This is a genomic window from Candidatus Protochlamydia sp. R18, from assembly GCF_000648255.1.
GTDB classification, from domain to species: Bacteria; Chlamydiota; Chlamydiia; order Chlamydiales; family Parachlamydiaceae; genus Protochlamydia; species Protochlamydia amoebophila.
In genome coordinates, this window is the sequence record NZ_BASL01000774.1 from 1 (window position 1) to 10,528 (window position 10,528).

A 10,528-nucleotide genomic window follows, 5' to 3' on the forward strand; every position below is an offset into this window, starting at 1 on the left:
CCGGCTCGATATGCAGTTATAATTTTTACAAAACATCCAGGTTATTCGATTGTATGGAATGGAATAGAGATTTGGCAACGCTATAGCCATTTATTTTCTTCAAATAATTTTGTTTTAGATTTATTCCAGCTTACAGCACAATTGTTTTAATTAATAAACGAGCAACGTTAAAAGTTATAGAAGATAACCTAGACTTGTTTCAAAAGCATTCTAATTCAAACCAAAACGCCGCAGAATTCTTAAAAGAAGTTTGTTGTCCTAAAGACAGAGACTACATGATTCGTTATAACATAACTTTGCTGGGCATTTTGCTTGGTTACGGAAGAAACAACTCCATAGCCTTCTCTAAAAGAGGCTATCTTCAAAAATTAGAAGGATTTCAACTATACAACGCTAATCAATCTTTAAACGCCTTTGTGAATCCTGGATTTTTTTATCATCAATAATGGAACGAATGAAGAAGAAAACGAAGAAATTAGGCAAACGCTTCAGATAGCTAAAAAAATATGGAAGCGGCCTTTAAAAAAGACCACTATCTCGAAAGTTTTATAACTCTATTTACTCGTTTATTCTCATGTGATTTTTTAAAGGCGCTTATTTTACCTTACTGAATTTTCGCTGATTTGTCCTTAAAGAGACTTATGCTTGAGATTTTTAAATGTAAGTACAGAGAAGTTTTAAACAAGAGATTTATTTACCAAGGCATTTTATATACTGTCTATTTTAAGAGTTTTGATAGCCTCATCAGAAATGTTCCACGAGTAACAAACTTACATAGCTTAATTTAAACTTTTAACATCTAAGACTTAAAGTTTTTAAATAACTATAAATAGTTAAGACAACTCAAAAATATATGCGATATTTAGATAGCTTCAATGAAGCTATCAGTTCTTTTGCAATGATCAAGCAAAATAAGCAAATTCATCTCATGCAATGACAGTTTCCTAATTCGAATAATTTCCATTCCTATTTGATTTATTCAAAGTTAGTCTGTAAATCATTTGCATTATGTTAGGATCAATTTCTTTTGCATACATAATGGGAGATTTACCAAATTCTTCATGTGCTGTTGTGAGCTGGAGGTCGAAAGGGCTATTAAGAATTAATTGAAGGGAATCCAAATCTTTATTCTTTATGAATAAATATAATAAATGATGCCTAAGCTTATCGAAATGAGGTCCCTCTTCACTTAAAATCTTTGAGTTCTCAGTCAACTTTATTTGAGCTCCAGAATGAATCAAGAGCTTGGCGCCCTCATAATATCCCGACTCTACAGCAATATACAAAGGTGTATGACCTTCATCATCTTGGACATAAAGATCAATTTTTTCCTGAGAAAGTAAAAATTCCATCATTTCCAGATGCATATTTGTGGTAGCAACATGCAAGATAGTCATTCCGTCCTCGTGATTTGCATTCACTTCATGAGGATCTTTGTTAAACTTAAGAAGCAGTCTTGTCATCTCTACATTTCCGTGAAAGGCTGCCCAATAAAAGGGAGAATGGCCACGATAGAGCTGTTGAGAATTAATTTCAGCTCCTTCTTCTAGTAATAAACGAACAACTTCAAATTGATCATTAAAGACTGCCATAGATAAATAGGGCTTTTGATTTATTTTATCGCGATAATAGGGCAAAAGCAGTTGCACAAGCTCTAAAGGATCGCTATTCTTTTCAATCGCTGTGCTAAGAGGGGTGAAATTTCCCCAAGCGTCCGCTTTTGAAATCATACCAGTTTGACCGCTGCTTTTAGCACGTCGGATTAACTCTTTTAAAATATCAACTTTGGCTTTTACTTTAAGTTCACCACTGCCTACGCAATAGTGAAAAACAGAGCATCCAATATCATCTAAAAGTGTGATGTCGGGATCATAAGAAAGGAGGATTTTGACAATTTGTAAATTTCCACGACGTAAAGCATGCATTAAAGGTGTCATCCATTGGTATGTAACTCGATGTTTAATAAAGTTTTTATCATTTTCAAGTAGTTCCTTGACTTTATCTAGGTCCCCTTGCTTTATTGCTGTGTATAATTTTTCAATTGGACTAGATGATTTTTGATTTTTTTTAGTCTCGTAATTGGGATATATATTTTTAAGTATTTTTTTGAGTTCTGCTGAATTTTGAAAATTACGAAGAGGTGTGTATCCGCGTTGATTTTCAACATGTAAGTCAGCACCATGATCAAGCAATAATTTCAAGGTTTCTTCTGTTTTATTTCGATTAAAATAAGGCATATTAACGCTATTTGCTAAATAATGAAGAGCAGTTTGTCCATAACTATATTGGGTGTTTAATTTTTTGATTAACTTTTCCCCAGTTATTCCCTTGTTTTTAAGAGCTTTCAAAATGATTCTTATGCCTTCTGCGTTTTGTAGGGCTGCTGCCTCTCCTAGCAAAGATAGACGGGTTTGACGATTAACTGCCGTTGGATCAACTTCAAGTTTGATAAATAATTTTAAAAGAGGATTGATGATTTCCTGGTTTTGTTTTTCTTGCAACTCAAAACTTGTAGAATATGGATGGGAGTCTATAGAGATATAAAGATGGGTTTTTAGGTCATTAATTTTTTCTATTAAAGCCTTTTTGCCAGTTGAAATAGAGGAGGCTCTTAAAACATTTTGCAAGAATAGATTAAGAATTGTTATAGCAAAATGATCTTTAAAAGATGGACGCATTATTAATTTATCAATACCCGGTTTAGAAGTTAGTCCAGGATACAGATGAGAAAGGAATTTGCTAAGATAGTTTGAAAATTTTGAACTATTTTGAAATAGCGGATCTCTCGAGGTGCTCATTTTGAAGAATCGTTTACAATTGCCATCTGTTTCGATGATAGCTTTAAACCACGAGCAAACTAACCTTAGATTAAGCAAGTTTTTTGAATTTTCCGTTAAAAAAGTAAAAATATTGTAAATAGTTTCATTTGGTAGTGATACGATGCAGAGGTTCTCAGATATCTCGCTAGCTGCTGCTATAATATTTTGAGCTTGAAAGTCAATTGGTTCGTCCCGAATCATTTTTATTCCCTAGGTAGCTTTTAATAAAAAAAATTTTACCCTGAACTCTACAATGTTAGATAAAAAAAATCAAATCAGGGCATTTCAGATTCAAATTAATGATATGTGATTCACGAAATGATTAAGTAGAATGCTCTAGAGTGATTGATGATTCTATTTTTTCTGAAAATTGCTAAAAAAACTCTTTCTTTAAAGACAATCAATACAGGCATTTTTGATTCAAAAAAGAGTTAGAAGTAGATGTTCAATATCAAATGTTTGAATATTTTGAAAAAGGGCAGATGTAGAATGGAGATACTAAAGCTTTTGGATATTGCACAGTTGCAATAAAGCGCTAGTGGTGAAGAGTATCACAATCCTTGCCCGTCATGTGGAGAACAAGATCGCTTTATCGTCTGAACGACGATCGTTATTGGTGTCGTCAGTGCGAGCGCAACGGTGATATGATTCAGTTTTGGTGCGACTTCCTCGGCATGTCATTTAAAAAATCTAAAGAGTAACTAAACCGATACATTTGTCGGTTTATATCTTTCTTATCGTCTCACTAAAATATTATCAGACGTAACTGAGACATCTTGGTCTAGTTATATTTCATATAGCATCTGATTAATAAATTCTTTAACTTAGTAATTAAGCCAAAAGACATAAATTGCCTGTTGAACGCAATAAAGAGAGTATTCCCCTGCTAACTTACCGTTAAAGAAGTTATCATGCGCAATTTGAAATTATTTTTGATTTATAAAAAGCTGATTTGTCGGTTTAAACTGAATATAGTTAACCATAGACAAGCCATTCTCAAAAAAACATTCTAGGAAAGACTTTAAACTTTGTCTAACTATTGTTCTTGAAACCTCTTTAGGTGGGACTGATTGACTATGCCACATCAAACGACTAACATTTGTTGCTATGTCGCCTAGTCGCGTTTCTACAATAGCCATACGCGTTTCTAAGGAATTGAAACGTTCGTCGATTCTATTAAGTCTAGAGTCAACTTTATCAAAACGTTCATCCATTTTATTGAAACGCTCGTCTACGGCCTTTAACTTTTCATCAATAGCCTTGAAGCTGTTATCTATACATTCTTGATTACGTCCAAAACGATAAAATAGAGCAAGAGTTCCTATGAGAATACTAGAGGATAACAGAAAGGAAATAATTTCAAACATAGGCATAATTTTAACCTTTTTCTTTAAAATATTATTCTACGAGCAAACTTTTTTCGTGTCAATTACGAGACCCCCTTCAAGAGCTTTGCGGTTTGGTCCAAGAAACGAAAGCCGCTTCTTTCGATATAAATTCAGAAAAAAAGGCTGCCTCCATTCGTGCTGTGATGTTTAATTTTTTGACCTGCTTCGAATTGCTGACCGGTACCGACCAACCCTTTTCGATGTTCATGCCTATCCTATCTTTGCCTTAGGTGAAAAAAATATGGGTGATGATTTTCGGCAAACGATTAATTATTTTGAAAATGATATAGTAGATCAATTTTTAAATGAAAACATCATAGTCGGTGACAAAGTTTATCTTAAGGCTGATCAAATACATTTGGGTACTAAGCAAATTTTTCTAAATTTTAAAGGAAAATTACTCCCTATTCGTAGTCTTTTAACTGATGTATACGGTATTTTTATACCTTTAAAGGATATACTTCTTATGAGAGGTCTTTGGGGGGATACTTGGATATGCCCTAATCCAAACTGCGGTTACGAAAATTATAATAAGGTAAATTTTTGTGGAGTTTGCGGAACTAAAAAGCCCTAGTGCGAAGTTTATTAGATGAGCAAAAAAATGAGGTAAAAATGATTCATATTTTAAAAAAACTATTCATATGCAAATTGATTGTTTTTACCTTTTTTGCTCATCCATTATTGCATGCCCATTCAGTGACAGAAATTTTAAAATCAATACCAGAAGATGATAGGGAAGTCTTAAGTAGACTTTTCTATCAACTGATGAACAATGATCACTTCGCTTATACCCTATTTGGAGATAAGCCTGTTTCAGTCACGGCAAATTTTATCTTAACCCCTTATGGAAATATTTTTTGCCGGATGAAATGTGGCGGTTATTTTTGGGAAAAATGGAAGGTATGGAAAAAATACGAACATCTGTTTCCAATGAAAAATTATCTTTTACTTGAAGAATCTGCTCAAACAAATACTAAAAACATTTTTTTTATTAATAAGAAATGGTTTGTAAAAACTATTTGTCAACACCTGAAAATTTTTGAGACAATTTTAGGCGAGAATATCACACCTAAAAACTTATTGAATAAAATTGAAAGAAGTCAGAATTTTTTTTCTGTGATCAAAGAAAACCCAATTCTCCTCGGTATTTTGCTCGGCTATGGGCAACATAATGCAGAATTATATTCTAGAAGAAACGATTTAAGACAATTCATTGATTTTAAACAAATTCCCAAAATTCCCTATAAAATGCTTAAACCTTCCAAACAGTTTGTTTCCCTAGAAGAAGAATACCAATATCTGAATTCTAGGTTAAAGCCTTTTAGTGATTATCATTACTTACCCTTAATTATTTCCCCTGTACACTTCGTTGCTGATTATAGGCATTCTCAAACAGTAGAACTTCAAAAAAAATACCAAAAATTAAGAGGTAAAATATCTGCTATTTATTCCCAAGGTGATTTTTTAGAAATCACACTATTTGAAATGACTCGATAAAATTTTATTCTAATAGTCCTAAATATTTTTGTAAGGATATTAAAATGCTAAGTTGTTTTAGATTTTTCTGCAGAAAGCTATTTTTGAATAAAACCAATTATTAATTGAATGAGTTAAATTTTTAATCAAAACAGATGGAATAAGAGAATTTTTTATTTTGAGCCTATGATTATATAGTCTCCTCTTTTCCAATTATTTTGAGGCTTCTATATCAAATATTTTCTGGAATATCAAAATTTTGTGATCAATCATGATTGACTATAGTCCCAAAATATGGTACCATCAAATTATGAATAAAAAGCACTTACGCACTCTTGAAGCAATATTTAAAACCCCTGTGCAATCAAATGTTATATGGCAGGATGTTGAAAAATTATTTATTTACTTAGGTGCAAGAATAAAAGAAGGAAGTGGATCTCGTTTAGCTGTAGAGTTAAATGGTGTTCGCGCTTATTTCCATCGACCACATCCTCAAAAAGAAATTGATAAGGGTGCTTTAGTTTCCGCCAAAAAGTTTTTAGAAAATGCAGGAGTAAAACCATGTTGAAATACAAAAACTACACAGGCTTTGTTCAATTTGACGATGAAGCGATGGTTTTTCATGGAGAAGTCCTAGGACTTCGAGATGTTATTACTTTTCGCGGGACAACACCTGAAGAAATAAAAAAAGAATTTGAAATTTCTATTGATGGGTATTTGGATTGGTGTAAAGAGCTAGGCCAAGAACCAGAAAAACCATTTTCGGGAAACATCCATTTACGATTAAAACCTGATTTGCATGCAAAACTTGCCGCTGAAGCAAAATTCAATGGAATTAGCCTCAATAACTATATTAGCCAGACTTTAAAACAAGCTATACAGTAAATAAAAAATTTTTTTAAGATCTTTTCAGCAGAGGTAAGGATTACTCAGCGCTCAAAGCAATCTTTCTCCTAGTAAGGTATTCATTCAGTTTTCCAAATAATTAGTTAACTAACTTTTTCTAATTAAAATTTTTATGATTATAATTATTTGTTTTTTTTGAGTAAAAAAGTTGATTTAAAAGACATTGTTTATTTTGATAGGAGCAAGTCTAAGGGATGTTTTCCTCACAAATGAATGAAAACCCAAGTCAACGCTATAGCCAATCGCTCTAGAGTTTTTCTGTATAAAAATTTGAATGTAAATACTCAAAAAAACTGTATATATCGTTAAAAATTCTTTATTGCTAAGACAGAAATTTACAGGTATAGCAGCTACATTGGAGTTAAGAGCTTGGTTAATTGTTTATAACTCCCTCTTGCTTTATTAAATTACCGTTAAGCCAAAACTTCCTAAGAGTCGTATTGGAAGTAAGAGATTGAGTAAGAGCTTCCATTCTCTTATCGCTGATTTGGTTTCCATTAAGAGAGAGTGTACTCAGAGTCATATTGCAAGCAAGAGCGCGAGCAAGAGCTTCGATTCCCTCATCGCTGATTTGGTTTCCGTTAAGAGAGAGTGTACTCAGAGTCGTATTGCAAGCAAGAGCGCGAGCAAGAGCTTCGATTCCCTTATCGCTGATTGAGTTTCCGTTAAGAGAGAGTATACACAAAGTCGTATTGCAAGCAAGCCCATTAGCAATAACTTCCGCTTCCTTATCGCTGATTTGGTTTCCGTTAAGAGAGAGTGTACTCAGAGTCGTATTAGAAGCAAGAGCGCGAGCAAGAGCTTTCATTCCCTTATCACTGATTTGATTTCCGTTAAAAAAGAGTGTATTTAGAGTTGTATTGGAAGCAAGAGTGCGAGCAAGAGTTTCCATTCCCTTATCGCTGATTTGGTTTCTGTTAAGAGAGAGTATACGCAAACTCGTATTGGAAGCAAGCCCATTAGCAATAACTTCCGCTTCCTTATCGCTTATTCTCCCGCCAATAAGACTAAGCGAGGTAAGCTCAGAATCATTCATATAAAGTTGAAATAATTTTTCAGAATCAATTTGCAAATCTTTCATTTCTTTTAAGACTCTACGCACTCCCTCTTCTTTGGCTTTTTTTAGATCTAAGGCTGGACACCTTGTAAAACTTCCTTTGACGTAGGGAGCCGTTGTTTTGAAAAAGAGCATTTTTAAATGAGGATTTTTATCGGCTTTTAAGGTGTGTAAAAGAGGAGCATCTAGTTGAATCGAGACAAGCGCCTTACATCTCCTTAGTTGCAATTCTTCTAATTTGGCAAACTGCAAATAGGTGGATGCGAAGGGAAAGTTTGATTTTTCAAACGCATGAAGTTGAGAGCAACGGTTTAAATAGAGCGATTTGAGGTTAGGAGAGCGTTTTTCAATTTCTTGAAGGGTTTCTACTTTAATAAGTGGGCAGCCGCTTACATTTAAATAGTCGAGCTCAACATGCAAGAAAGGTTTTAACGTGGTCAGATCTAAAACGGCGCAGTTCATCAAAGTGATTTTTCGTGGTTTAAAATTGTTCATTAAAAAGATTAAGGCCTGTAACACAAAGCGTTGCCTTTCGAGATCAGGTGTCTTCCCTTTGACCATCTGCCTAAAATCGGCTTCAATCCATTCTCCTTCTTTGTTTGTCCCGAACGCAATATTTGAGGTGCAACGGCTTAATGTAAACGTAAAAAGCTCGCTTTGGGCTTTTTCGGGAGAGTATTCTTCACGTGCTTGAATTTCTTCAAACGTTGGGGGCTTGCCAAAACTGGCTGCGTCGGCTTGGGCGGAAGTGAGAGAAATTTCGACATTGCGATCGATCGCTTTTTGTAGTCTCTGTTTGGGATCTAAACTACTAGCAACGGCTTGCTGATATTTATGGTAAACCCAGCGATCTATGGTTTGCTTTTGACTGTCACGCAAGCTAACGAGGCAGGATAAAAGATCGATAGCTGTAAGCTTCTTTTCGCTTGTTGAATCATGATGGCGTAAACAGTCTTGCAGATGGTAAAATTGCACAAGTAAATTTGCCACCGTGCCGCTACGCAAAAGAAGCGTTCCCTTAAAACGATCTTCCGAGTTTTCTTCATATAACTGTTTTTCTTCTTCGGGGGTAAAGAGGTGAAGGGTGCGGTAGGCCTCATCTTTTTGGATTAAGTCTTCAAGCCAACTATTGAGGATGAGGTTAGGATCTAAACGGAGAAAGGCTTTCACTACTTCAGGATCTAGACGGTATTTAGCATGTAAACAAAAAAGAGCGGAAGAAAAATGGACTTTATGACCGAAGAATTTATGGTGCATCACGGGCTCAACAAAAGAAACATCGTTATCGATGCAGAAAATGCGCTGCGTCTCTTCTTCGACGATATAGTTCGAAAAACGGCCATCCCCTGGCCGCGTCAGTATGGCACACAGGCAAGCCCAGGTCAGTTGTTTGATGTCTAACTGTTCAACGTTTTCTAACGTCTGCCCTTGAATGGTTTTGGAAATTAAGACGGGGTAGATTTTTGTTTTTCCTTTCCTTTCGACTTCAAAGCGTGCCAGCTCAGTTGGAGGGCTTAAGTGCCCCGCAATACGTGCCGTCAGCGCATGGATGGCATATTCCATTAGAGGATGCGTCGGTTTTTGTTTAAAATGCAGCTGAAATCCATTATAAGAGGCAGTTGCAACAGCGTGAGCACTTTTATACTGCCGCTTAAGCTCTCCCGTTTCTTCTAAAATTTGTTCGCAAACGGCTTGTTTGAGATACCGGGCATGGGGTACTGCCGGGCAGCGGATTTTGACTTGGAAGGAGCCGTCTGGATGATCAGTTGTCATGGCTAGAATTGCTTGTTGAAACTGCTCTTCTTCTAAACGCTGGCTTTGCCTAACTCCGCTTGGGTTGGGAATAGAAGCAAGATCGGCACTTAAGGTAGCCAAGTTTTCCTCCGGAGGATAACTGTCCAAGACTTTAAGATAGATTTCTCTTAGAGGTTCCGTGAAGGTGATTCGGGAAAACCTTTGGTAGTAAGCATCATGCCAAAGTCGAAACTGTTTCAGATCAAACGCCTTAGCTCGTTGTCTAGAAACGAGATGATGGACGAAATACGTCATCCAGGGCTTGAGATTTTCTATTGTATTGGGGTGCAATTCCTCTCCATAAAACGCTTCTTTCAAAAGGTCAATGCGTTGAAAATGAGAGTTTAACTTAAAAATGCCAGAGTTGAGTTGATAAGAGTCTAGGTTGGAGAGGCAAAACTTTAGCTTACGGTAAAGAGGGCGCAATACAAGCCAATAAATCTTTGCTAGAACCTCTTGTTCAGTGAGAGAATTTTCTAAAGTAACCTCTTCTTTTTGTTCCCCACAAGTAAAGTGGAGACCCACTCTTTTTAGGTAAACGGCAGCCACTGCTTCTCGCAATAAATAACCACTTTCAGCCGTGAAAATTTCCTTTTTTACGAGAACGTCAATGAGATCGAGTGTGTTGGCTTCCTCCATGCCAAAGTAAAGAGATAGATCATTTAAAAGGTGATGAAGCAGCTCTGAGTAGTGTTTTTTTAGATCAATAAACTGGACTTTAAAAGGATCATACCAAATTTCCTCATGGGCCTGCAGCCGATCTGTTAGGAGCTTTACCGTTTGACATTTGCGTCTGATTTCTTTTGCTTGCGGCAACTCTTCATCGAGATAGATGCACATTTGTTCTTGGTAGAGTTCAAAGAGTTTATGAGTATTTTGGTGAAAAGAAATTGTTTTGCGCAGCGTATTATTAGGGGAAGTTGAGGAATACTCCTCCCTTTTTTGCATTTGGGCCAATCCATCAGGTGTGTTGATAAGATCAGTGACAACAGCTGGGTTGCCGCCAGAATCGATATGGAAACCAGAGCAGTGTTTAGCCCCGATGCAAGTAAAAACGGGCAATCCTTGCGCTGGATCTTCTCCCAAGG

The 10,528-nt window shown here is 35.8% G+C and carries 8 protein-coding genes and 2 pseudogenes; 7 read left to right on the top strand and 3 right to left on the bottom strand.

Annotated elements, in window-relative coordinates:
* The first annotated feature begins 194 nt into the window (after positions 1 to 194).
* Entirely contained in the window at positions 195 to 446 is a 252-nt protein-coding gene (locus TY19_RS11930; RefSeq protein WP_052354762.1) for a hypothetical protein, read from the top strand.
* 498 nt (positions 447 to 944) lie between these two features.
* On the opposite strand, the gene TY19_RS10390 is transcribed toward TY19_RS11930, so the two are convergent.
* Complete coding sequence (locus TY19_RS10390) at positions 945 to 3,020, bottom strand: ankyrin repeat domain-containing protein (RefSeq protein ID WP_042282342.1); 2,076 nt, start codon at positions 3,018 to 3,020, stop codon at positions 945 to 947.
* Positions 3,021 to 3,365: 345 nt separating this feature from the next.
* Between TY19_RS10390 and TY19_RS27365 the strand changes: the two are divergent.
* Positions 3,366 to 3,419, top strand: a pseudogene (locus TY19_RS27365) (primase-helicase zinc-binding domain-containing protein); the annotation flags it as partial.
* Positions 3,420 to 3,745: 326 nt separating this feature from the next.
* Here TY19_RS27365 and TY19_RS10395 read toward each other — a convergent pair.
* The gene (locus TY19_RS10395; protein WP_042282345.1) at positions 3,746 to 4,192 is read right to left on the bottom strand and encodes a hypothetical protein; all 447 of its coding nucleotides are present in this window, start codon (positions 4,190 to 4,192) and stop codon (positions 3,746 to 3,748) included.
* A gap of 41 nt (positions 4,193 to 4,233) precedes the next feature.
* On the opposite strand from TY19_RS10395, the pseudogene TY19_RS27370 reads away from it, so the two are divergent.
* The 5 genes and pseudogenes from TY19_RS27370 to TY19_RS10415 all read left to right on the top strand — a co-directional run.
* Positions 4,234 to 4,437 (top strand): annotated as a pseudogene (locus TY19_RS27370) (type IV secretion system DNA-binding domain-containing protein); the annotation flags it as partial.
* Positions 4,438 to 4,448: 11 nt separating this feature from the next.
* Positions 4,449 to 4,781: a zinc ribbon domain-containing protein gene (locus tag TY19_RS10400; RefSeq protein WP_042282348.1), complete on the top strand. Its 333-nt coding sequence runs from the start codon at positions 4,449 to 4,451 to the stop codon at positions 4,779 to 4,781.
* Between the two features lie 38 nt (positions 4,782 to 4,819).
* Positions 4,820 to 5,704, top strand: coding sequence for a hypothetical protein (locus TY19_RS10405; protein WP_148300673.1), 885 nt, complete (start codon positions 4,820 to 4,822; stop codon positions 5,702 to 5,704).
* 289 nt (positions 5,705 to 5,993) lie between these two features.
* Complete coding sequence (locus TY19_RS10410; protein WP_042282351.1) at positions 5,994 to 6,251, top strand: type II toxin-antitoxin system HicA family toxin; 258 nt, start codon at positions 5,994 to 5,996, stop codon at positions 6,249 to 6,251.
* Positions 6,245 to 6,568, top strand: coding sequence for a type II toxin-antitoxin system HicB family antitoxin (locus TY19_RS10415; RefSeq protein WP_042282354.1), 324 nt, complete (start codon positions 6,245 to 6,247; stop codon positions 6,566 to 6,568). Before TY19_RS10410 ends, TY19_RS10415 begins: the two co-directional genes overlap by 7 nt.
* A gap of 394 nt (positions 6,569 to 6,962) precedes the next feature.
* On the opposite strand, the gene TY19_RS11935 is transcribed toward TY19_RS10415, so the two are convergent.
* Positions 6,963 to 10,528: hypothetical protein (locus TY19_RS11935; RefSeq protein ID WP_226988515.1), on the bottom strand; the 3,566-nt coding region annotated here is incomplete at its 5' end.